Annotated in this window: 12 protein-coding genes and 6 pseudogenes; 3 read left to right on the forward strand and 15 right to left on the reverse strand. The window is 58.8% G+C overall.

Translation table 11 applies throughout. The annotated features are described in order from the left end of the window. Positions 1 to 422: 422 nt before the first annotated feature. The 11 genes from NKI70_RS24595 to NKI70_RS24645 form a co-directional block, all read right to left on the reverse strand. Positions 423 to 1,967 carry a fumarate hydratase gene (locus NKI70_RS24595; protein WP_352725003.1) on the reverse strand — a complete coding sequence of 515 codons (1,545 nt, stop codon included), beginning with the start codon at positions 1,965 to 1,967 and terminating at the stop codon, positions 423 to 425. A 6-nt stretch (positions 1,968 to 1,973) separates the two neighbouring features. Next, positions 1,974 to 3,407 carry an NAD-dependent succinate-semialdehyde dehydrogenase gene (locus tag NKI70_RS24600; RefSeq protein WP_352725004.1) on the reverse strand — a complete coding sequence of 478 codons (1,434 nt, stop codon included), beginning with the start codon at positions 3,405 to 3,407 and terminating at the stop codon, positions 1,974 to 1,976. A 202-nt stretch (positions 3,408 to 3,609) separates the two neighbouring features. Further along, entirely contained in the window at positions 3,610 to 4,536 is a 927-nt protein-coding gene (locus NKI70_RS24605; RefSeq protein WP_352725035.1) for a LysR family transcriptional regulator, read from the reverse strand. 134 nt (positions 4,537 to 4,670) lie between these two features. Then, positions 4,671 to 5,570, reverse strand: a complete 900-nt coding sequence (locus NKI70_RS24610; protein ID WP_352725005.1) for an HpcH/HpaI aldolase/citrate lyase family protein — start codon at positions 5,568 to 5,570, stop codon at positions 4,671 to 4,673. 130 nt (positions 5,571 to 5,700) lie between these two features. Beyond that, positions 5,701 to 6,852 carry a CaiB/BaiF CoA transferase family protein gene (locus NKI70_RS24615; protein WP_352725006.1) on the reverse strand — a complete coding sequence of 384 codons (1,152 nt, stop codon included), beginning with the start codon at positions 6,850 to 6,852 and terminating at the stop codon, positions 5,701 to 5,703. 15 nt (positions 6,853 to 6,867) lie between these two features. After that, a complete protein-coding gene (locus tag NKI70_RS24620) occupies positions 6,868 to 8,121 on the reverse strand; it encodes a methylaspartate ammonia-lyase (RefSeq protein WP_352725036.1) in 1,254 nt (417 codons plus the stop codon). A gap of 60 nt (positions 8,122 to 8,181) precedes the next feature. Next, positions 8,182 to 9,174, reverse strand: a complete 993-nt coding sequence (locus NKI70_RS24625; RefSeq protein ID WP_352725007.1) for a succinylglutamate desuccinylase/aspartoacylase family protein — start codon at positions 9,172 to 9,174, stop codon at positions 8,182 to 8,184. A gap of 260 nt (positions 9,175 to 9,434) precedes the next feature. After that, positions 9,435 to 9,749, reverse strand: coding sequence for a hypothetical protein (locus tag NKI70_RS24630; RefSeq protein ID WP_352725008.1), 315 nt, complete (start codon positions 9,747 to 9,749; stop codon positions 9,435 to 9,437). Positions 9,750 to 10,154: 405 nt separating this feature from the next. After that, positions 10,155 to 11,939 (reverse strand): ABC transporter permease subunit, encoded by a 1,785-nt coding sequence (locus NKI70_RS24635; RefSeq protein ID WP_352725009.1) that lies wholly within the window; start codon positions 11,937 to 11,939, stop codon positions 10,155 to 10,157. A 19-nt stretch (positions 11,940 to 11,958) separates the two neighbouring features. Beyond that, positions 11,959 to 13,056: an ABC transporter ATP-binding protein gene (locus NKI70_RS24640; RefSeq protein ID WP_352725010.1), complete on the reverse strand. Its 1,098-nt coding sequence runs from the start codon at positions 13,054 to 13,056 to the stop codon at positions 11,959 to 11,961. Positions 13,057 to 13,290: 234 nt separating this feature from the next. Further along, positions 13,291 to 14,397, reverse strand: coding sequence for an ABC transporter substrate-binding protein (locus NKI70_RS24645; protein WP_352725011.1), 1,107 nt, complete (start codon positions 14,395 to 14,397; stop codon positions 13,291 to 13,293). A gap of 1,043 nt (positions 14,398 to 15,440) precedes the next feature. Here NKI70_RS24645 and NKI70_RS24650 point away from each other — a divergent pair. Beyond that, positions 15,441 to 16,290 (forward strand): annotated as a pseudogene (locus NKI70_RS24650) (IS5 family transposase); the annotation flags it as partial. A 17-nt stretch (positions 16,291 to 16,307) separates the two neighbouring features. On the opposite strand, the pseudogene NKI70_RS24655 reads toward NKI70_RS24650, so the two are convergent. Next, positions 16,308 to 17,120 (reverse strand): annotated as a pseudogene (locus NKI70_RS24655) (transposase); the annotation flags it as partial. 376 nt (positions 17,121 to 17,496) lie between these two features. On the opposite strand from NKI70_RS24655, the pseudogene NKI70_RS24660 reads away from it, so the two are divergent. Next, positions 17,497 to 18,452: pseudogene (locus tag NKI70_RS24660) on the forward strand (IS701 family transposase); the annotation flags it as partial. A 107-nt stretch (positions 18,453 to 18,559) separates the two neighbouring features. On the opposite strand, the pseudogene NKI70_RS24665 reads toward NKI70_RS24660, so the two are convergent. Then, positions 18,560 to 18,762, reverse strand: a pseudogene (locus tag NKI70_RS24665) (transposase); the annotation flags it as partial. A gap of 265 nt (positions 18,763 to 19,027) precedes the next feature. Between NKI70_RS24665 and NKI70_RS24670 the strand changes: the two are divergent. Continuing rightward, positions 19,028 to 20,245, forward strand: a complete 1,218-nt coding sequence (locus NKI70_RS24670) for an IS110 family RNA-guided transposase (RefSeq protein WP_352725037.1) — start codon at positions 19,028 to 19,030, stop codon at positions 20,243 to 20,245. Between the two features lie 19 nt (positions 20,246 to 20,264). Here NKI70_RS24670 and NKI70_RS24675 read toward each other — a convergent pair. Continuing rightward, positions 20,265 to 21,562 (reverse strand): annotated as a pseudogene (locus NKI70_RS24675) (IS256 family transposase). A 48-nt stretch (positions 21,563 to 21,610) separates the two neighbouring features. Further along, positions 21,611 to 22,583 (reverse strand): annotated as a pseudogene (locus NKI70_RS24680) (IS110 family RNA-guided transposase); the annotation flags it as partial. Positions 22,584 to 22,588 lie beyond the last annotated feature (5 nt).

A 22,588-nucleotide genomic window follows, 5' to 3' on the forward strand; every position in this document is an offset into this window, starting at 1 on the left:
TATAGTGGCTGTCATTCGTCCTCGGCCGCAAGCTTCACTGCGAGGTTGTTAAGTCAGGGGGCTGAGAACGATCCAACCAGAAACGCTGTAGAACATTGGGTATTGCCCCTGCCCCCAACCGGGCGATGACGCATTTGGAAAGAGTGGTCGCCTGTCGGCGGCGGCCTCCTCGTAAATGAATAGTGCATCTTTTTGGTATCTCCGGTGCTTGACCCGATTGGCACTCCTAGACAGCATCCTGAGCGTCAATCGTGAGGAAGGCAGGTCGATGCAGTCTTTACACTGAGCGTTGGCATCGAGAGCGACTTGAAAGCCTTTCCTGTCTGGCTCTCCGAGGAGCTGAACCACAAATGGCCGCTGGTATTACCGATACGGCCCAAAATCCGAGGCGGGAGTCTGGCCGGATCGCGCAGCCGGCGGACTCAAACGCCGATGCTGCGCGCGATGCTGTCGGCCGCCATACGCTTACGCCACTCAAGAGGTCCGGAATTGTGTATGGAGTTTCCCTCAACATCGACAGCCATGATGACCGGCATGTCCTGCACCTCGAATTCATAGATCGCTTCCATGCCCAGGTCTTCAAAGGCAACGATCCGCGCCGCCTTGATCGATTTTGAAATCAGGTACGCAGCGCCACCAACTGCGATGAGATAGGGCGTTCTGTGTCTCACAATCGACTCAATCGCTGCCGGGCCCCTCTCCGCTTTGCCGACCATCGCATATAGTCCGGTCTCGGCGAGCATCCTTTCAGTAAAGCCGTCCATGCGGCTGGAGGTTGTCGGGCCAGCCGGCCCGACGACCTCATCCCTCACCGCGCGGACTGGTCCGACGTAGTAGATCACGCGTCCCCGCAGATCGACCGGGAGCGGCTTGCCGGCATCGATCAGCTCGACCATTCGCTGGTGGGCGGCGTCACGGCCCGTCAGCATCTTACCGGACAAAAGAAGGGTTTCCCCGCAGCGCCACGATGCCGTGTCTTCCTTCATGAGCGCATCGAGATTGACCCGACGGACGCCGGTTGTTTGCAAGCCCTCATGACCGATCTCGGGCCATGCGGAAAGGGCGGGCGGTTGGAGCTGTACCGGTCCTGTGCCGTCCAAGATAAACTTCAGGTGCCGGTTGGCGGCGCATTGCGGAATGAGCGCCACAGGCTTCGACGCCGCATGTGTAGGATAGGTAGCAACCTTGACGTCAACGACTGTCGTCAGGCCGCCTAGGCCCTGAGCGCCGATGCCTAGCGCATTAATTCGTTCATAAAGCTCGATCCGCAGCGCCTCCTCCGCGCTTGAGGGCCCCCTGGCGATCAGTTCCGACATGTCGATCGGCTCGTTCATGGCCTCCTTGGCCAGCAGCATCGCCTTTTCAGCGCTGCCACCGATGCCGACCGAGATCAGGCCGGGCGGGCACCATCCGCTGCCCAGGCTCGAGACGGTCTCGACAACCCAGTCGGCAACGGACGCGCTTGGGTTAAGGGTGGTGAAACGCGCCTTGTTTTCCGACCCGCCCCCTTTTGCGGCGATGGTAATCTCGATTCCGTTACCGGGCACGAGGTCGACGTGGATGACCGCCGGCGTGTTGTCGCGGGTATTGATCCGTCCGGCGAGCGGATCGGCGACGATCGATGGCCTAAGCGGGTTGTCCGGGTCAAGGTATGCCCGACGGACGCCCTCATTCACGAGGTCAGCGAAACTGGCCGTTGATTTGATGCGGACGCCCATGCCGACCTTTGCAAAGATTACCACAAGACCGGTGTCCTGGCAGATCGGGCGCCGTCCGAAGGCGGCCATGCGCGAGTTCAGCAGGATCTGCCCGATGGCGTTCTTCGCTGCCGGACTCTGTTCGCGAGTGTATGCCTGCGAAAGGTAGCGGATATAGTCGGAAGGATGGTAATATGAGATGTACTGAAGGGCGTCTGCGACGCTCTTTGTGATATCCTCCCCGGCAATGGTCCGTCTTGTCTTATTCACGAAATCTCATCCGAATGAACCGAACCCGTTGACCAGTTTCAGGCTCTGGAAGCTCCGCACCCCCTGCTCGCCTCCTTCATATCCATACCCGCTCTGTTTAACGCCTCCGTACGGCGCATCTGCTGAAACCCCTTTAAGATAATTCACACTAAGAGCGCCGGCCGAAAGACCGCCGATCAGCGCCCGTTTCGTATCGTCAGCGCCAGTGAAGAAGTAGGCGGCCAAGCCATAGTCAGTGGCGTTGGCTTCTTCGATGGCCTCCTCGATCGTATCGAACGGCGCCACGGTGAGGATCGGTCCGAACGGCTCATCATGAAGCACTCTGGCATCATTTGGCACGCCTGTCAGGATCGTTGGCGGCCAGTAAAAACCCGGTTGGTCGATGCGGGTGCCACCGGTTTCGATGGTGGCACCGCGATCGACCGCATCCTTAACCAGACGCTGCATGGCCTCGATTCGCCGTGCATTTGCCATCGGCCCCATCTCCGTCGCAGGGTCGTCCGGTGGACCGGTTTTGATCTTTCGGGCGACTTCCGTCATCCGGGACAAGAATTCCTCATATAGGGTTCGCGCGACGAGGATCCTGCTGGGCGCGTTGCAACTCTGGCCAGCGCACTCGAACTTGTATTCCGAGATTGCCGGTATAGCTTTTGCGAGGTCGGCATCGTCGCATACAATGACGGGGGAGTGCCCACCGAGCTCGAGGATGCATCGCTGCAAGTTATTCGCGGCCAGCTTGGCGAGCTGTTTTCCAACCTCGGTAGAGCCCGTGAACGTTAGGACCTTGACGATCGGCGAGCTGAGGAGATGCCGGGATATTTGCACCGGAACGCCAAAGACGAGATTGACCACGCCGTCCGGAATACCCGCTTGTTGCAAGGCTTCGACGAAATGGACAGCCGCGCTTGGTGTCTCTTCGGCCCCCTTGAGGATCACGGGGCAGCCTGCCGCCAAAGCAGGGGCGAGCTTGCGGACGATGAGAACGGCGGGATAGTTCCAAGGCGTAAAGGCAGCAACGACGCCAAGTGGCTCGGGGACGATCATCCGGTTCGGGCCCATCGGAATAGGGGCCGACAACTCTTCGGCGTGCGTTCCGTTCCACTCCAGCGTTTCGACAGCGCGCGCGTACTCACCTGTCGCTTCGGCAATCGTCTTTCCCTGTTCGGCTGACAGGTCCCTAGCCGCCGCTTCAACCTTCGCTGCCAGAATTTTGGCGGCTGCTACGAGAATCTCGCCACGATCTTTTGCAGGCCGCGAGGACCAGGCCTTGCGGCTGCGCTCTGCCGAAGCGAGGGCCTCATCCAGATCCGGTATCGTCGCCGAGGCCACCGAGGCAAATACCATCTCAGTCGCCGGATTGATTACCGGCAGAGTGGCTCCGCTAGCACCGTCTCGCCATCTGCCATTGATGAAAAGCTGATAGCTCGTGGCGTTGGACATCCCATGCTCCGCTTGAGTATTTCTGCCAGTGCGAGACCAGCCGATCTCCGACCATGGGCTCACTTCTCTGCAGTCTCATCGCGATGGTCACGCCGGGTCAAATATGGAATGTCGCCCAGAACCATCTCGAATCCAGATTGATAGCCGGCTCGGGCCCGCCGTGGAAGCGTGATAGCACTGGGATTCGGTTTGACGGATATGCCTAAGCCCGGACCGGAGCCGTGGCCGGCCACTGCCCGCTCTCGATTAATGTCCTGGTGACATTGGGGATCAGCTTGCGGACCGCAGAGACAGCGGGAGATTGCTCATCTTTGGGGTTGACGGCAAGCACAACCGAGCGGGTAATCACTGGATCAATGATTTTAACCGTCCGGACCTGTCCCTGAGAGGCTTCCCTCTGGATGGCCGACGGGGCAAGGATAGAATACGCTTTTCCTTCCATGACCATATTGATGATCGTGGAAAGGGAGTCGACTTCAAATCTGACGTCAAGCACACAACCGTGCTGCGCAACCACATCAGCCACCGAACGCCTGACATTGTTGTTACGCATGGGTACCGCCAGCGGGAACGCATGCAGGTCGGCGAGCGGTATCTCGTCTTCGAAAGGCGGTTCACCCGGCGGCACCACCAGGTAAAATTCCTCGCGTGCCAGCACCGTCATCCGCCCCGCGCTCTCGGCAGTGCGGTAGAGGACAGCCAGATTGAAGCGGCCGGCAGCCATCCACTCTTCCAACGGTCCCGTCATGCCCTCGATCATCTTAAGGGAGATCCTTGGCAGCTCGTTTCTTACCGATTCAAGCAGCGGACCGCTAAGGACACGCGCGGCCCCGGACGGAATGCCGATGGTCACCTCTCCGAAAGGAGAAGCCACCGTGTTGGTCAGTTCTATCTCGGTGAGTCGAATTTCCCTGAGAATCGTCCGCGCGCGCTCAAGCAGTTTGGTTCCGGAGGCGGTCACACTGATGCCGGTCCTGTCGCGTACCAGCAGCTGAGTGCCGAAGCTTTCCTCCAGTTGACGCACATGCAGGCTAAGGGCACTCTGAGCGACATGCAGGAGCGCAGCGGCCTTCGTAAAACTGCCGGCTTCCACCACGCCGACAAAGTATCTTAACTGCCTGATGTCCACGATGACCAAATCCAACCGGGGCATGATCCCCAGGGCCTCTTATCTATCTCGAAACGAGATGGCAGGCAAGATAAACCATCGGGCCATGTCTCGAAAACCAGCGGCTGTCCGGCCGCTGATTAAAGGCAGGTCGATTATTGCTGGCGAGAGCCAAGGATCTCGTGGGCGCGCCGAACTACTGGCGGATCAATCATCTTACCATTCAACGAGAATGCAGACAGTCCACGCGTGTTGGCATCGTTTTCCGCCGCGACGATACTATAGGCCCACTCGAGTTCCTGTGCGCTTGGCGAGAAAGCCTCATTGAATATGGCTACCTGTGCCGGATGTATCGCCAAAGCTCCGGCAAAGCCAAGCCGCCGCGCATGCGCCGCGGCTTCGCGAAGCTTATCGGTGTCCGAAAACTCGCCGATGCTTCCTATAAACCCCAGTGGGAGCAGCCCTGCCGCGCGGGCGGCAAAAAGAACAGAAAGGTTGGGCATCAAGAGAAGGTCAAACTCCGGGGCGCCGCCAACAGCGGCACTGAAGTCTTCAGGACCAAGCGCCATTGCGACCATCCTTGGATGCGCCGACGCAATGCCCGCGAGCCTTTGCAAGGCGCCCGGCGTCTCGATCTGCGCAAGGAACCGGATGCGCCCCAGCGGAAGATTTCTTTCTCGTTCAAGTTCTGAAACCGCATTCGCTATCTCTAAAACCCACTCTGCCGAATCCGTCTTTGGAAGAACCAGTGCGTCAACACCCCGCATCACGGCGGCATCGAGGTCGGCCGCCAAAGCGCGCAAACCACGATTCAAGCGGACCAAAACAGATGCGCCCTTGCGCGCCACCTTTGCCACGGATTCACGAAGCTGCCGCCGTGCCTCGCCCTTCTGATCCTGGGGAACGGAATCCTCGAGGTCGAGAATGACGCCATCTGCCCCGCGCTCATGGGCCGTCTCTACAAAGCGCGGAACGTGTGCGGGAACGAAGAGCAGGGATCTCCATCGGGGCACAGACATCGCTCCTTCGATGGCCGGTACGATGTCTCTGATCATAGAGCGCCTCTGCGGTCGATTCTGGCGAGGGCATTTGAGCTTGCTACGCGGCCGACGCCCTGAGGTTGGCCAGAAGTATGCACGGACTCTGTAAATCGCAGCGCGCCAAGCCTACTGGGAAGGCGTGCCTTCAAGCTGACGCAGCTCTTTCGCGTGAACGCGATAGAACCTCGTCGCGGACAGCCTCTGTGTGGGCGCCAAGAGCCGGAACTGGGCGAAACGCGGGTCGCTCAGAATTGTAAATCGCCGCCGGCGCTATCGTCTCCACAATCCCTTCAGGCGTGCCAACCGCAACCCTGCGCACATGTGGATGCTTTGAAACGTCCGATATTTCGTTCAGCCGGCCATACGCCAGTCCAGCAGCCTCAAGCTCGTGCATTGCTTGCTCGCTGGATAGTTCGGAAAAACGTCGTTGAATGATCTCATCCAGACGTGGCCGGTTACCAAGCCGCTCCATATTATCGGCGAATCCCGGTGTGCGGGTGAGCTCGGGCTTCTTCAGAAACTTCTCGCAAAAGTTTACCCATTCCCGGTCATTCTGGACCGATAAGATGACATCCTTGCCGTCGACGCAGCTGTAGGCACCATAAGGGGCCAGCGACGGGTGGGTCACGCCGGCGCGAACCGTTTCGTAGCCGCTATAATCGTGCTGCAGCACCGGCACGTTCATCCAATCGGCGATGGAATCGAATAACGAAACTTGTATACCGGTGCTCTCACCTGTCCGCTCGCGGTGGTACAGCGCCTGAAGAATGGCACCATGCGCCGACATGCCTGCTGAGATGTCGCAAACCGATACCCCTACCCGCGCTGGACCTGGTTGAGTACCGGTGATCGCGCACAAACCTGTTTCAGCTTGGACGATCAGATCGTAAGCCTTCAGGTGGGAAAACGGGCCCCCGTCTCCGAAACCGGAAATGTCGCAAGTGATCAGCCGCGGGAAGCGTCGACGCAGATCCGCAGACCCAAAACCCAGTTTTTCGATACTGCCCGGCTTCAGGTTTTGGATGAATACATCGGCGGCTGCAATGAGCATTTCCAAGACGTGGCGGTCCGCCTCCGATCTCAGATCCAAGCAAACCGACTCCTTACCCCGATTGAGCCAGACGAAATAGGCGCTTTGCCCCCGTACTAAATTGTCGTAACTTCGAGCAAAATCCCCTTCAGGCCTCTCGATCTTTATAACGCGGGCGCCGGCGTCCGCAAGACGAGATGATGCATATGGCGCGGCCACCGCCTGCTCCACAGCAACCACGGTGATCCCCTCAAGACAGTTCTGCATGCGACACCGTGCTTTTCATCCAACGTTTTCGTTTTGAGTCCGATGACGGTTCAGCATCGCGAGCAATCGGTTCTGTTCGTTCCCGACGATGGAGAATCCCTCATCGACTCCCATTCCGGGCTTTGCGAGCATCATGTCCGCCTGGGTTGCCACCGATATGTGAACCGAAGCCCGGGCGGAGAGATCAGTCTCAGTGCAGCTTCCCCCGACATACGCTCCCACCTTGTGCTCCTTGCACAGAAGAACGGCACGCGCCGTGTCGGCAATTGAGCCCACATCCGGGGTCTTGATTTGAACGAGATGCGCGGCCTTCGCTTCGGCAAAGAGCCGAATGTCCTCAAGCGTATTGCACCTCTCGTCTACGACAATGCGAGCGCTGGAACCCTGGTCATTCAGGATCGATACAATTCGAGCGTAGTTATCAATTTGGGCCTGCGTGGAACCAAAGTCCGCCGGGCACTCGATGTTGAGCGTGAAATCCGGAACCGCATCTGCAACCTTGCAGATAAAGTCGGCGATGGTTTGCGGCTCCAGACCGATTTCCTGACCGATCCAGCCATACACATCGAAATGCAGCACCGGTTGATAGCCCGGGGGGCCGAGTTCACGCGTTCGCGTTGCGACCCATTTCACGAACTCCATGAAGGTCCGGCCGCCGACGCCAAATTTCTGGCGTGAGTTGATCAGGCCGTGGGGAAGGACATCCACGGCTTTCAGGATCATTTTGTCGACGTTGATTTCGCGAGCGTCGCCACTTTGGCAATAAATTGGCACATTGCGCGTCGGCAGCGGCAGATCAAATTCGCTGCATATGATCTCCGCCATCGTCGTACGTTGAAGATGAGCCGCTGCGCGAAGCAGCGCCTGACTGACGCCGTACTCAAGCGCGAGGGGTAGCCGCCCATGTTGGAATGGCTCGAAAACCTTCGCGCAGGCATCAACGTAAAGAGAGGCATCGACATCGAGAAGCCGCGGCACCACAACCTGCGACGTCAGATCCGAGATTTCTTTGATGTCAAACATAGGATCGCGTCCGCCAGCACCAGAGTACTGGACGCTCATCATGTCGCCCCAGACAACCTTGTCGTCGGCAAGGACCAGTCCGACGCTAAGTGAAGACGCTGGAACACGAACGGCTTTGAACCCAGCCGTTTTCGGTGTGCCGACATAGATGAAGCCATCCTGGATTGCGCCGGACCTAATGGCGTCCTGATCATCATAGAAAAATGCGCCGTTGCCAGGCGCCAGTAGGACATCTTTGATCTGCACTTCAGTCACTCGATTCATCCTGAGGCTACTGGCACGCGCGAGGCGCTGGCTGGCCTGCACCTACTTCCTAGGTCGCGCAACGAGCGCTACTACTTTGCTGGCGTCGACATGCATCCCCGAGCTTATGGCCAAGACGGTGGATGTTCCAGGCGCTCGGATATCAATGGACTTGGAGGACAGCGAATCCATCGGATGCAGGATACCTACCAGATCTCCCTGCTTCACTTCATCCAGCACCGAGCAGCGAGGCTCGAAGATGCCCGCCGCAGGCGATTTCAACTCATCGGAGGGATGCGTTTCAAGTGTTTGGCCGGAACTCCGATGTCGGAACGTTGGATACTCGGCTTTGCCCTCGACCAGCCCGAGCGCCATGAGCGCGTTGCGTACTCCAGCCTCGTAGATCGCGAGATTGTCCGCGCCGACCGCGCCGCCGCCGAATTCAGCGCAGACAAATACCTTGCCCTGCTTTTGTGCCGTGATATCAAACATTCCAGCCGTGTCGTTGTGTTGCCAGACCAAGGTCAAGGGCAAGTTGAACGCTTCCGCCATCCTCACCGTCCTGGCCATGAGATCGGGATCGGCAACGGGGTGCGTCGTAGCCGCTGGTGGAAAATCCCACGTGGGTCCGAAGCTGTGCAGATCAAATACGGTGTCGGCCATAGGCAACAAAACGTGCGAAACCGCATCCGCGATTCGTTCGGTCACTGACCCGTCGGCGCGGCCCGGAAAGACGCGATTTAGGTTCAACCCGTCGAGCGGAGTATTGCGGCTCCAGGCCTGCACCGCCAATGGATTGAGCACCGGTAGAACGATGACCCTTCCACAGGTTTGCGCTTCTGGCAGCCAGTTAATAAGCCGTCGCGCGACAATTGGGCCCTCCAATTCATTCCCATGATTTCCGCCGGTGACAAGCAGGCGCGGTCCCTCTCCTTGATTGAGACTGAAGACCGGGAGCGAAAGCTCCCCGCGATCGGCACCTCCTGGGACAAAAAGATGCCCCCTGCTCACGCCGGGCGTATCAAGATCAAAGGTAAGATGTGGTGCTTCGCTCATGTTCAACCTATTGCGAGTAGTCAGGCGACCTGGCGCCGGGTTTACGAAAGCTGTTGCGCGGTTGCGTTCCCCAGCTTTGGAAGTATGCGCCACGCGGTGTTCAATTCTCCAATATAATGTTCCGGCCGGTGCCATCGCGTTTTCAGATAGCTGTCGATTGCTTCGTGACGTTCGCTCTTCAACGTTTAGAAAAGTACGAGCGAACCAACGGCGAGTAGCAGCGCTGCCACGATAGACCAAGACTTTCTGACTCAGTAAGATTAACAGCGTGCCCGAAAAACCGGCAGCAGGCCAATTTCGTCGATGCAGCTTTCTGCACGCGCGCTCTCTACCTCATACTCGCGCTCAATGCAGGTCGCGCGTGTCACGGCATCAAATTTAATGGGAACGGCGCGTAGTATAATGCGGTTGCCATCATACTCGGTCAGATACTGAAGATGGTTACGCGAAGTTACCACAAGGGTCTTTAAGCCGGCCAGCGCGACCGCTTCTAGCCCCCTCTGCTGACGCCGTCGTATTCCGATTTCGGAATGGGGGTACGTGTCAGAGGATTCTGCGAAGAAAATCGCGGCCATATCTCACGTTCAATCAAAGCTGCGGTAACGTTAGTCCGCCTACACATTGTTTGGCCTTTCAACTAGCGTTGAGAGGCGCTGTATTTCGTGCGTTCCTGCTCAGTGCCGGCGAGTTGGCGTTGCGTTCGTCAATAGTTGTTACGGAGGGATGCCATATATTGTTGCGGAGGGATGCCATCCGGTTTCCAGATGGCACGCCGAAAGCGCACTGTATAGCGCTGATAAAATTACTGAAAACTCTCGTCAACGCGTCAACGAGTTCATACCCGATAATGTGAAGCCAACGCATAAGCCTGCGAATTCTTCCTCGAGTCTGCGAAATCTTCCTCGATCCGGCGGTCACCACATCGGTAGCTGAAGGTGGTTTTCGGATTCAGATGCGAAGGCACATCACTGCATAGCGGGTTACGGAGAAGTCGCAGGCTCCGGGAGGGCGTGCTGATCTTTCGGTCGGGATGGCCACCATCTGACATAAAGAACGACAAGCCAAAGCACTGGCAAGAGCATCAACAGAGATGCGACTGCAGCGATCGTGGGGTCAATCTGGTGGCGAATATTCTCTAACATCTTGAGCGGCAGGGTTCGGATCGAAAGCCCACCGACCAGAGAAGTGATGACGACCTCGTCGAAGGAGTGGAGAAACGCGAACATGGCGCCTCCGATTACGCCGGGTTGGATCAAAGGCAGCGTCACCCTCCTAAAGGTTTGCAAGGGCCTCGCACGCATGCTCTTGGCCGCCTTCTCCAGCGTTCGGTCAAAACTCGCTAGCGTCGCGGATACAATCACGACGACAAGGCCGATGGATCCAATGCTGTGGGCGAGGACGATACCAGTCTTCGAGCCGGCCAGCCCAAGTTTTGTTAGCCCAAGATACGTAGCGATGCCAACGACGATCACCGGAAAGGTTATCGGGGTCAGGATGATCATTGTCATGGAGCTGCGCAGCCTTGGACCGACACGGCTCAGGCCGAAGGCGGCTAGGGTTCCCACGATGGTCGACAGAACGGCGACTGCAATGCCGATCTGGACGCTGGTCCATGCCGCCCCATTCCAGGATGAATCTCCGAAGAAGGAGCGATACCATTGTAGTGAAAGGCCTGAAGGCGGGAACTGCAGGAACGCCCCGGCACTGAACGACATAATAACGACTATGACGCTAGGGAAAAGAAGGGAGGCCATGACGATCATGACGAACACTGTTCCGACGATTTCCGACCACCGGCTACCAGCACCTGCCCGGTAAAGGTGGGCCGACCAGCGCTTCGCGCGGTAGGGACCCGGCAGCTCGCTTAGATAGCGTTTCAACATGCCGACTATCGGCAGACGGATCAGCCGGGGCTTCCGGACTGGGTTCGCCGCGCGTCCTTGGGTACCCGATAGGTCGAGCCCAAGCATGGAAAGCACGACTACGGCAATCGCCAGGAGAATAAAGGACGCCGTCGCGATCCGTGCGATATCAAAGGAGCTTTGGACCTGAGCTTCTATGAAGGTTGACAGCATCGCGTCGCGCAAACCGCCGAGCGCGGCTGGCGTTATGTAAAAACCCAGACAGAACACGAAGACCAGCAGTGAGCCACTGCGCACGCCTGGCATGCTCAGAGGGAAGAATATCCGTCGGAAAGCAATGAATGGCCGCGCACCCATACTCCTGGCTGCCGCCATGAGCGACCTGTCAATTCCCATCATGGCGCTAACGAGGGGAAGGATCATCAATGGCAACATGATGTGCACCATGCCAATATACACTGCCATACGGTTGTAGATGAGAGGCAGCGGACTTTTGATCATCCCGATGTCGAGCAATAGATTGTTGATCACGCCACGATCGCCAAGAATGACGATCCACGCATATGTACGAGCCAATCCGCTGGTGAGATAAGGGACGATGACAAGCGCAATCAGTGTCATGCGAACGCCTTTAGAAGCCGTTACGATAAGATAGGCCATGGGATAGCCGACGATCAAACAGATGGACGTTGCCACAAGGCTTACTTCGACGGTCTGGATGAGCACGCGGACGTTCGCCCTTTGGCCAAAGAACTCAAGATAATTCGATATCGAGAAGTTCGGCGCATTGACGCTGGTCAGGAAGAGCACAACGATTGGAATACCGAAGACGATAAGCAAAATAGCGAGGGCCGGCGCTATGAGGCCAACGGGCATTTGGCCCAGTTTGTGAAGACTTTTCATTAGCCTACCCTCTTGGTGGCTACGCGGCAACGAAGCGAACGTCGGATCGCAGCCAGTTGAGCCGTACCTCGTCGCTGGGTCGAAAGATTGGCTGCCCTGCGGCAACTTGCTCACGGATGACGAAGACATTGCTCCCGACCCGCACATGGTATTTCCTCAAGGGGCCGGCATAAATCATATCGTCCACTGTGCCGGCAACGGACTGGCGACGGTCTGCGTCGGCGGGCGTCAGTGCCTCAGGTGCAACGATGCGGATACGCTCCGGCCGGATCATAGCCACTGTGCCGGTCGGCTGCTCTGTATCGGATTCGACGCCGAAACCGGAATTTTCGAGAATATTCGCCTCGCCCACAAATTTTGCGACGAAGGACGTTGCCGGCCGGTCGTACAGCGCCTCTGGGCTGTCAATCTGCTCGATCTTCCCAGCTCGCATGACAACGATACGGTCCGACAAGGTCAGCGCCTCTTCCTGGTCGTGAGTAACGCAGACGGTCGTGATGCCGAACTCTTTGTGCAAGCTCTTCATCTCAATCTGCATCTGCTCGCGGAGGTTACGATCCAGGGCACCGAGCGGTTCATCAAGTAAGAGGAAGGGCGGATCGGCTATAAAAGCGCGCGCAAGTCCTACGCGTTGCTGCTGTCCGCCACTCAATTGGGACGGCATGCGCAGACCAAGATCATTTAGATGGACCCGCTCCAACATGCGGCTGACCCGGGTAGTCCTCTCGGCGGCGCTCACGCCGCGCATTTCGAGCGGGAACTCTAGGTTCCTTATGACTGTGAGATGCGGAAACAGTGCGTAATTCTGGAAAACGATACCTTGGTCGCGTCGATGGGACGGTACTTCGGCGACCGAGTGACCAGCGATCATAATATCTCCCGCACTCGGTGCCTCAAAGCCGGCGAGCAGCATCAGTGTTGTGGTTTTTCCCGAACCGCTCGGACCGAGTATGGTTAGGAACTCGCCGCGACGCACTGTCAGCGAAAGATCTCTGACAGCGGCGACCTTCCCATACATTTTGGTGACGTTGCGGAATTCGATCTGCGGCTGAACTGGGCTTAACTTCAGCACGTAATCCTCTGGGAGTAGATCTGCGGTTTTCGCGTGCATGTTCATTATTGCTCCTCAGCACTATCCAACCGCTGATGGACATCGCTCCCGACCTGCAGCGGCCAACCCCGATACACCGGATGACCTTAGTTCTCCCGGTGCTTGGCCAAAATCGGCTATCGTATTTACAATTCCAAGTTGGAACAGAAATAGCTAGGCTTTGATGCTCAGAATACCCGGTCGGCAACCCGCACGATAGCACCGCCCGGCTTGCCGTTATGTCCCAGTTGGATCTTAACTCTATTGCAGAACCCATTCGTTCCACCGCTGAATGAGTCGCTCAATGTTTGACAGACCGTCCGGGCCAACATCAGAATACCACTGACCGTTCATGGGAACGCTGCTGCTCATGTAGTCCGGATGAGTAGGAAGTTTCCGGGCAACCTGATCTGGGATCAGTTTGAATGCGTTGCGGTTGCTTGGACCTTCCGGGAATAGCCGGGAGAAGGCTGCTTGGCGGTCGGCGCGAGTTGCGAATTCGATGAACTTCTGAGCTTCCTGAGAGTTCGAACCGCCTTTCGGAATTACCCAGCAGTCCCATTGTAGCTTTGCCTGATTCCGATTGATCTCAGTTGGTGCTCCCTGATCGACCAGAAAGAGCGCTCGCCCGTCATAGGATTGCGCGATATCAACGGCCTTGTCATGCAACATTTGTTGGATTTCGGAGCCGCTCCCCCACCATTTGCGGATATGCGGCTTGATTTTGTCCAGACTTGCGAAAATGCGATCGATGTCCATTGGATAGAGTTGATCCGTGGGAGCGCCATCCGCCAACAGAGCTTCCTCCCAGGGCCCCTCCGAACCGTATTGCCCGGACACCAGCGCTCGAACGCCATGAAACTTCTCGGCGTCCCAGAATTCCGCCCAGGTTGTAGGTCGCGGCTTATCAACAGAAAAAACTTCAGTATTGTATACCATGTTGTAAGAATATATGAGCGCGGCGACACCACACTTCTGCTTGGCGAAGTCGTAAATTGCGTCCAACTCTTCCTTTTTGTAGATCGAATAATCGATCTCCTCAAGCACGCCCTTTCGACCCGCTGTAAGGGCGGGAGCCTGTGATAATGTGGCAACATCCAGCGTGACATTGCCTGATTTCACCATCAACTCAATCTTACCCATGTCTATATCGTCGGTGATCGGCCTCAGCTTGATGCCCGTTTCAGCTTCGAATGGCTTGGCGTACGCTTCGATGTTAGCTTTGCCCCAATCACCGCCACCGAACGCCACAGTTATTTCGCTCGACGATTGTGCCGTGGCCCGGTTCGCGACCGAGAACGGCGCGCCGACCGTAATAGCGGAGGAGGTCATCTGCATGAAACGTCTGCGGTTTAACCTATAGTTCATCGTTGTTCTCTCCGCCGGGCAAGATTATCGACAGCTTTGCCTTCGACGCCGTCCCAATGATCTCCAAAGCCCAGATCATGGCAATGGCCGCCGGACATATATGGCGCGCCAAAGGCGCCAACGTCCTCAAGTTCGGGCCGCCCGGCGGCGGAAAGAGCCATTTCGCTGCAGCCACTGGCCTCGCGCTCAGTATCTATAGTTTGGCCGTCGATTGCATCGACTGTCCCGAGCTAATCTTGATACCGGCGATCTCATGGACACGCGCCAGCCTCTGATTGACGCCTGCGCCCTCTCGAAGAGTTTAGCCTCCGCTTTGGACCTCGAAACGTCAGCGGTCGCTGCAAGAATGCTCTTGGTCGACTGAACAATCTGATTCGCCTCGCTCTGTGGCCAACTAGATCGAATGGCGCAGACAAAAATGTCCACCCCTCGCGATACAGCGCGGCGTTGAAACGAAATTCGGGATCGGCGGGATGTATCGGAAGGCCCATTTGGCCATGCGGCAGCGGACGCGTAACCTGATCCATTGCTTTCTCCAGTCACATGGTTGTGCGGAGAACGTTACCCGTTTTCGCTTGGAGACGGTTTGAATTTTTGAAGAACTATTGTGACGCTATCTTAATATGTCGTGTTTCGGAATACACATTCGCCGAGTTTGGGATTGCGGGTGGCTGGCGATATAAGTTATGAAACGAAAATTCAAAAGGAGGATCGATTAATATCAAGCCGTGTCGCGACCGTTGAAATGGCTTCACATATCTTTACACGCGCCTCCTAAAAGCTTGTCTGACTGGTCACTGGTTCCTTGCTTGGTTAGGAGCAAGGACCATCGCCTCTTTGGTCGACGCGGATCGTCTTCGGATAGTCGGCCGTGAACTATCCGGAAACCGTTGATCTGGCATCCTGATTAGGGCGGAGGTCGGCATTGGAATTGCAGGATTTGCGGTGTTTGGGCACTGTTTTCTTGCAATTCGATTTTGCGATTCCCTTGTGCTGCGGAGCGTGATTCACTCGGTCGGCGGCGGCGAATCGAGGGGGACGCAGTGTCCAGGCCACGCGAGAAGCGCGAGACGGGAGAGCAGGATCTTTTCCGCTCCAGGCTCGATCAGATCATTAACATGAAGCACGAGCCGGTGCGCCTGGCGCAGGCGATCGACTAGCCGGTGCTGAAGGAGCGTTTCGGTGCGGTCTATTCGGACGGTCCCGGCATACCGCCGCTGCCGACCCGGCTGATGGCGGGGCTGGCGATCCTCAAGCACACCTTCAACCTGTCGGACGAGGTGCTGTGCGAGCGCTGGATCGAGAACCCGTATTTCCAGTATCTGTGCGGCGAGGAGTTCTTCCGCCACGACCTGCCGTTCGACCGCTCCTCGATGACGCGCTGGCGGAGCCGCATGGGCGAGGAGCGGATCGTCGCGCTTTTGCAGGAAGCCTCAGCATTGCGGTCAAGACCGGGGCGATGAAGCCGACCGACACGCGCCAAGTGATCGTGGACACGACCGTGCAGCCGAAGAACGTGATGTTCCCGACCGACGCCAAGCTCATCCACCGGGCCCGCGAACGGCTGGTGCGGCTGGCCAAACGGGCGGGGCTGGATTTGCGCCAGACCTTGTGCGGGTCGGCAAGCTGGCGCTGATCAAGCACCAGCGCTATGCGCACGCCAAGCAGTTCAAGCGGGCCAACAAGGCGCTGCGCAGGCTCAAGACCTATCTGGGGCGTACCGTCCGCGACATCTCCCGTCAGATCGCCGGCGACGCGGAGCTGGACGCGCTCTTCAAATGGTCGCTCTACCAGGCCTCCACCGTTCTCGAGCAGCGTCAGCGCCAGCGCGGTCGCAAAATCTACAGCCTGCATGCGCACGAGGTGGAATGCATCGGTAAGGGCAAGGCGCATGCGCTGTCACGGCCGACCGGATGACCGATCTTCGGACAGACCTGTTCCAGTGCCCCAAGCAACATCCTCGGCGCGATAGTTGAACCGCGGATCAAGCACCGGGACGTAGCGTGAGAACGTGTCGACGACCGTCAGGACACGGATCTTCTTGCCGGTAGCGAGCTGATCGTGAACGAAGTCCATCGCCGCCGGGACTGTCAGGAATTCCCTCGCCCAGACGTCGTTCTGGCCAATGGCCTCCTGGCGATCTTCCCGCAGCTTTGCCTTTACGCGACGCTTGGGCGTCCCTCAGTTGGAGGCCCAAATTCCTGTAAATGCGATAGGTTCGCTTCATGTTGATGTCCCACCGTTTGCGCTTCAGCATCACGTGGACGCGCCGGTAGCCGTAGCGGATACGGGTGGCACAGATGTCCTTGATCCGAGCCTCGATGCCGGCCTGGTCGCGGCGGCGGGACTTGTAGTGGTAAGTCGAAGTGTCGAACTCCAGAACCCGGCAAGCCCGCCGGATCGACACGTCCCACTCACCGCATGTCTCCGCCCCAGCTCGCGTTTGCGACCAAGCCTCACAGTTTTGGGCGGATCACCTCTTGCAGCATCTCCTTGTCCAATGACAGGTCGGCGACCAGCTTCCTCAGCTTGCCGTTCTCGTCCTCAAGCTGCTTCAGCCGCTTCATCTCCGTCGGCAGCAGTCCGTCGTATTTCTTTTTCCAGTTAAATTACGTCGCTTGGCTGATTCCCGCCCGCCGACAGATCTCGGCAACAGGAATCCGGTCCGCTGCCTGCTTCAGAATAAACGCCTTCTGCGCGTCCGAAAACTTCGATGCCTTCATCGTTTCCCACTCCTCCCAGCCAAGGGACATTACCGCAGAAAACTCCACTTTCGAACGGTCCAGTTTTCAGGGGTCAAATCAGAGTCAATAACGCTCGGGCGACATTGACCCTACCTATCGCCATGTTTCACCTTTGCCGGAGGTGGACGATCTGGTTTAATTCAGTGGCGATCGATGAGGCCACCCCCAGCGCAGCAAGCCGCCTCAGGTCTCCATCGCCAAACAGCGTATCGATTATTGCAGCACGCTTGAAATAATGACCAATACTGTACGGTCTATCCCGATGGCGCATGGAGTTGGATTGACTGGTGGCCTACGCCTTTGCCGATCTGCCGATCTGGACTTTCGCCGCCGAGCTTCCCAAGAGAGAGTTTGCGTGATTCATAGGAGGTCGGCTTGTGGAGGGCCGATCAATGGATGTCGACTGGCAACCCGATCGCGAGCACTGGCTTCAACCGTTTTTGGCAGGTCTTTCGCATCCAGCTCGGCGCCGGATGTGACCGCTGTACATTGCTGGTCTGATCGGGCCGGGCGACCGTAAGAGCGTACACCGATGGCCGCGCGAGCGGGCGATGTCGGCTACGATCAGCTTCATCATTTTGTCGCGGCAGGGGTTTGGGACAGCGCTCCGCTCGAGGCCGCCCTGCTGAAGGAGGTAGATCGCCTGGTCGGCGATGAGGCGGGTTTTCTCGTCATTGACGACACAGCGTTACCGAAGAAGGGACAACATTCGATTGGTGTCGCGCCTCAATACCCTTCGTCGCTTGGCAAGACGTCCAATTGCCAGTCACTGGTGTCGGTGACCCTGGCCTCGCGCGAAGTGCCGGTGATGGTAGGCCTTCGGCTCTTCCTGCCCGACACCTGGACGAATGATCCGGAGCGGAGATGCGGGCGCGAGTCCCGAAGGATCGTCAGGTCGCTCTGACAAAGCCGGAGATCGCCATCGAAGAGATCGATCGTGTCATCGCCTCCGGCGCGCGTTTCGGCTGCGTGCTTGCCGACGCGGGCTACGGGTCGAGCAGCTCTTTTCGTCAGGCGTTGAGTGAGCGCAGTCTGTTGTGGGCTGTAGGACTATCGCGACGCCAAACGTCTACTCCGGCCGATGTTGATCTGATCTTCCCGGTCGCGACCACCGGCAGGCGCCGCCAATATCACATCCCGGACCAGCCGCCGGTCTCTGCCGGGGTGATGCTGTCTGATGAGAGATGGCACAAGATAAGCTGGCGGCGCGGCACTAAAGGTCGGCTGACATGCTTGTTTGCGGCTCGACGTGTCCGCGTTGCGGATGGTCATAAGCACTGGATGCTCGACAATCGCATGCAATGCATGCCAGAGTTGTGTGCGTCAAGTTCTGCAAAATGGCGTGGCATTGCGGTGACGTCGGCGTGTCCGCCGCGCAGCCCCCCGTGTTTAGCGGAGCGGCGGATACATGACGGTGCTCAGGCGGCCAAGGCCCTCAGGCTCTCCTTCTTGTGCTGGCGCAGATGATCCATGTTGAGATAGCGGGTCGCCTCGAGCCAGTTCTCGTGGATCTCCACCGCCAATGCCCGAACCAGCCGCAGACAGCTCCGCGGGTTGGGGAAGATGCGAACGACCAGGTGCGCCGCTTGATCTCCTGGTTCAGCCGCTCCAGCATGTTCGTAACCGGTATGATCATGACGGTGCCATCCGATCCCCGCTGGAGATGAGCGATTTTCGGCGTATGGTGCGACCATCCGGGACAGGGGCACCGGGAGCACGCCAAGTGCGGGCAGGCCGATGTATTCGATGAGCTGCGAGCTCGCGTTAGTAGCTGGCCGCCCCTGCGACCTGCCCGGTTGCGCCGAGAGCGCGGATCCGTAGGTGTCGCGTCGCCCGCCGGCTCCCGACTGTTTGAGGAGAGGGAGCCGATGAGACGTGTGATTGGAATGGACATCCACCGCACCTTTGCGGAGGTGGTGGTTTGGGAAGACGGCCGGCTGCGCCATCACGGACGGGTCGACATGACCCGCTCGGGACTGGAAGGGTTCGGCCGCAGTTTGCGACGGACGGATGAGGTTGTCGTCGAGGCCACGGGTAACGCCATGGCGGTGGTGCGGGTTCTGTCGCCCTATGTCGGCCGGGTGATTGTCGCCAACCCGATGCAGGTGAAGGCGATCGCCCATGCCAGGATTAAGACCGACAAGATCGATGCCGGCGTTCTGGCGCAGCTCCATGCCAGCGGTTTTCTGCCGGAGGTCTGGGTACCTGACGAGCGGACCGAGCGGCTTCGCCGCCTCGTCGCGCGGCGCAACCAGGTAGTTCGGCATCGCACGCGCGTGAAGAACGAGGTGCATGGCATCCTGCAGGCGCACCTAGTGCCGAATTGCCCGCATGCCGATCTGTTCAACCGTCGCGGTCGCGCCTGGCTCGAGCGGCAGGTGCTTCCCGACGACGAGCGGGCCGCTATCGCCCGCCACATCCGCGAGATCGATCGCCTGGCCGAGGATCTGGCTGACCTCGATCGCGACATCGCCCGGGAAGCGGTTGATGATGCGCAAGTCCGGCGGCTTCAGACGATCACCGGCGTCAATGTCATCGTCGCGAGCGGTATCATCGCCGCGGTCGGCGACATCCGGCGGTTCCGCGAGCCGCAGAAGCTGGTGAGCTACTTCGGCCTCAATCCGCGTGTGCGCCAATCCGGTCTTGGCTTGGCGCAATATGGCCGGATCAGCAAACATGCGCGTTCCCATGCCCGCGCCATGCTGGTCGAGGCCGCCTGGGCGGCGGCGAAGGCGCCCGGACCGCTCAGGGCCTTCTTCCTACGCATCCGTAACAAGCGTGGTCATCAGGTCGCAGCTGTGGCGGTCGCCCGCAAGCTCGCCGTGCTGATCTGGCATCTGCTGACAAAGGAGCAGGACTACTTCTGGGCTCGCCCGGCGCTGGTGGCGGCAAAGCAGAGGCAGCTCGCTCTCAAGGCCGGCGCGCCGGGCGAGCGCGGTGTCGGTCGCCGCGGTTCGGCTTACGCCTACAACGTGAAGGAGTTGCGAAACAGCGAGAAAGCCGCGGCCGAGAATGCCGAACGTGCCTACGAGCTAATGGTTCGGCATTGGCGGTCACGAGGGCCGAAGCGGCGCACGGACGCCACAAACGAGGAACGACTATAACGGCTGCGTGGCGGCACTCTCATCCTCTCGCACCACTCTTTGCCACGTGGTCGTCCGTGCCGGACAAAATAGCACAAGGAAATCTGGCGGCACGACCGACGCCTTCGGTCCGCTCCAGAATGGCGCCGTGCTCGACGCCGTCAAGGCGTGGCCTGGAAACCTCGCAGCCGGCCGTGGCGCCATCGCACCGGCCAGCCTTGACTGCGTCTCGACACGCTCGCGTGGGAAATCCTGTGGGCCGGGACGAAGAAGCAGGCTCACCTGAGCCGAACAAAGAAACGCAACAGGAATCGAAAAAGTCGAAATCAGGCTTGTCGATGTCATCCGTCGACTTCATGTGCTTGTGGTGAGCTAGCGGCAGCCGATAGAAGCTCAGCGTCTCCTCGATGTTATCTTCCACCCAGTTGACCAGCTTCGGGTATTTGGCCTGCCATTTGGCGATCCACTGCGCCAGGTCGCGTTTGACCTCGCAAGGTCGCGCCGGTCGTAGAACCATCTGAGCTCCATCAGGCAATCGTCGTCGACCTTGCGCGGCACGTAGTCGAGCGCGTTTCTGAGGAAGTGCACGTAGCAGCGCTGCCAGACCGCTTCGGGCAGCACTTCGCGGATTGCCGCCCTGAGCCCCGGATGGTCGTCGGAGACGACGAACTCGACGCCGGCGAGCCCGCGATTCTTGAGCCCCGTCACGAACTCGCGCCAGCTCGAATGGCTCTCCCGGTTGGCCAGCTCCACGCCCAGAACCTGGCGCCGGCCCTACACGCCGATCGCCACCAGCACCGCCTGGCTGGCGATCACGCCCGCCTCGCGAGCCCGTTCATAGCGCGCGTCCAAAATGAGATACGGATAGCTTTCCTCGAGCCGCTGCGTGAAGAACGCCTTGAGCGCCTCATCCAGCCGCATCGTCGCCTCGCTCACCGTCGAGGCCGAGAAAGAGTGGCCGCACAATTCCTCCGTCACCGCCTTCACCTTGCGGGTCGAAACGCCCTGCACGTACATCTCGACCAGCGCCGACACCAATGCCTTCTCCGAACGCTGGTAGCGCTCAAACAACTCCGTCGAGAACCGGCCAGCCCGATCCTGCGGAACGCGAAGCTCCAGCACCCCGACCCGCGTCACCAGCTTGCGCTCGTAATAGCCGGACCGGTAACTCGTCCGCTCCGCCGTCCGCTCCCCTTTCTCGGCCCCGATCGCCTCCGTCATCTCGGCTTCAAGAACCTCCTGCACGACACTCTGCAATGCCTGGCGAAAGCCGTCCTCATCCGACAACAGCAACGCTTTCAACTCGCCTCTGCTCAGTCTAACTTCTCGATTGGTCATGGCACTTCCCCTTCCACGGGAATCGGTGATCGCAACGTCACCACCGTGCCATGGCCGCTCGCCCCTCAGAGCCGCAAGAGCGACGACCACAAGCATTGGCGGCTTGCGGGCGAGCATGCGCCCAAGCCACGATCCTTCACGAATGCCTCGCTGACGAGCATGCCGCACGACAGCGCTCGCTCCGATGATAAGCAGGCGACGCAAAGTACGCTCGCCCATCTTCGATGTTGCACCGAGCTTCTGTTTACCGCCGGTTGAGCGTTGCAGCGGCGTCAGGCCCAGCCAAGCGGCGAAGTCGCGCCCCTTTCGGAAGATTGCGGCGCAAGGCGCCAGTGCAACCAGAGCCGTTGCCGTTATCGGACCAACGCCGGGGATTGTTGCCAACCGCCGCACGTCTTCATCCTCTCGGGCACGCCGTGCAATCTCGGCATCGAGCTGCTTGATCCTTTCCTCCAGTGATCTCAGCGTATCGACCGGCATGGTGAGGGCCAGGCGGGCTGCTTCTGGCAGATCGCCCTCAGGATCCTCTACCTTTGTCCATCAGCTTGGCGGTGTGAGAAGGGCCCTGGGCAACGACCAGTCCATATTCTGCGAGATGGCCGCGCAAGGCGTTGATCGTCTGGGTGCGCTGCCGCACCAGCAGATCACGAGCCCGGAATACGGCCGCACTCGCCTGCTCCTCCTCACTCTTCACGGCGACAAAGCGCATGGTCGGCCGCTGCGCGGCCTCGCAGATCGCCTCGGCATCGGCGGCGTCGTTCTTCTGCCGCTTCACGAAAGGCTTCACATAGGATGGCGGGATCAGACGAACGGTGTGCCCGAGCTTGCCGATCTCGCGCGCCCAGTGATGCGCCCCAGAACAGGCCTCCATGGCGACCAAGCAGGCCGGCTGCCCAGCGAGAAATGCAAGCACCTTGTCGCGTCGCAGTTGCTTGCGGAAAACAATGGCGCCCGCCGCATCGGCTCCATGCGCCTGAAACACATTCTTCGCTAGGTCCAACCCGATCGTGTTAACTTCCATTGTGG

It is taken from the genome of Mesorhizobium sp. M0500, assembly GCF_040321165.1.
Taxonomy (GTDB): Bacteria; Pseudomonadota; Alphaproteobacteria; order Rhizobiales; family Rhizobiaceae; genus Mesorhizobium.